Origin of the sequence: Azonexus sp. (assembly GCF_036170495.1) — a bacterium.
In the GTDB taxonomy this organism is placed as follows: Bacteria; Pseudomonadota; Gammaproteobacteria; order Burkholderiales; family Rhodocyclaceae; genus Azonexus.
In genome coordinates, this window is the sequence record NZ_JAVHPH010000074.1 from 1 (window position 1) to 1,193 (window position 1,193).

At 60.8% G+C, this 1,193-nt stretch carries 2 protein-coding genes; both read left to right on the forward strand.

Going from position 1 to position 1,193, the window contains the following annotated elements; translation table 11 throughout:
* On the forward strand, positions 1–545 hold a 545-nt coding region (locus tag ADADOO_RS02445), incomplete at its 5' end, for a GspE/PulE family protein (RefSeq protein ID WP_511274708.1).
* A 2-nt stretch (positions 546–547) separates the two neighbouring features.
* Positions 548–1,193, forward strand: a 646-nt coding sequence (locus tag ADADOO_RS02450; RefSeq protein ID WP_511274710.1) for a bacteriohemerythrin, incomplete at its 3' end; no start/stop codon positions are given.

Below are 1,193 nucleotides of genomic sequence, written 5' to 3' on the forward strand. Positions count from 1 at the left end.
ACGTCATCCTGCTCGGTGAAATCCGCGACTTCGACACCGCCGAGGTTGCCTTTCATGCCGCCCTGACCGGCCACCTGGTCTATTCGACCCTGCACACCAACTCGGCCGTCGCCACCATTGCCCGGCTGTTCGATCTCGGCCTCAAACCCTATGTCGTCGCCACCGCCCTCGAAGGCATCATCGCCCAGCGCCTGGTACGCAGCATCTGTCCGGACTGCAGCCAGCCGGCAGCGCCGGACCCGGCAGTCATCTCCCGCCTGGGCAAAGCCTTTGCCAATATCGGCGAAATCCGCCGCGGCCAGGGCTGCGCTACCTGTCACGGCAGCGGCTACAAGGGTCGCCTCGGCATTTACGAAATACTGACCCTTGATGACCCGTTGCGGGACTGCATCGGCAGCGGTGCCAGCGTTCTCGAAATCAGCCGTCAGGCCAGGCACAGAGGGCTGCGCAGCATCATCCATCACGCCGTAGAGCGGGTGCAGGCCGGCACGACCACGCCAGAAGAAATTCTTCGGGTACTCGGCCCGATAACAGGGGAAGATTGAGCATGGATATTTTTGTCTGGAGTGAGCGCTACATGACCGGGGAGCCGGTCGTCGATGAGGAACATCAGGGCCTTTTCCGCCTGATCAACTGGATCATCGAACACCAGACCACATCAACCCCCCCCGAGGAAATCGAGAAGGTGCTCGGGCAACTGATCCAATACGCGGTCGTCCACTTCGGCCACGAAGAGGATCTGATGCTCAAGACGGGCTGCGATCCGCGCTTCATCGAAATTCACAAGAACGTCCATCACGGCTTCGGGGAACAAGTGAGCAAGATGTGCGAGCTCCCCTCGGAGGACGGCAATCTCGACTTCCTGCTGCGCTTTCTGTGTAGTTGGCTGGCCCATCACATCCTCGGCATGGATCAGTCGATGGCACGCCAGGTCAGGCTGATTCGCGACGGAGGCAGTCCGGAACAGGCTTACGAGGAAGAGAAAAAACGGGTTACCGACCCGGCGACAAACAGTCTGCTTAATGGCATGAACGCCATGTTTCGCCTCATCGCCGCCCGCAACGACGACCTGCAGGCGGTCAATACAACGCTGGAAGTGCAGGTCGCCGCGCGCACCCAGGCCCTGACGCAGACCAACGAGCAACTGCTGGTCGAGCAGGGGCGTTTGAAGCTGGCCATGCAACAGGTCGAAC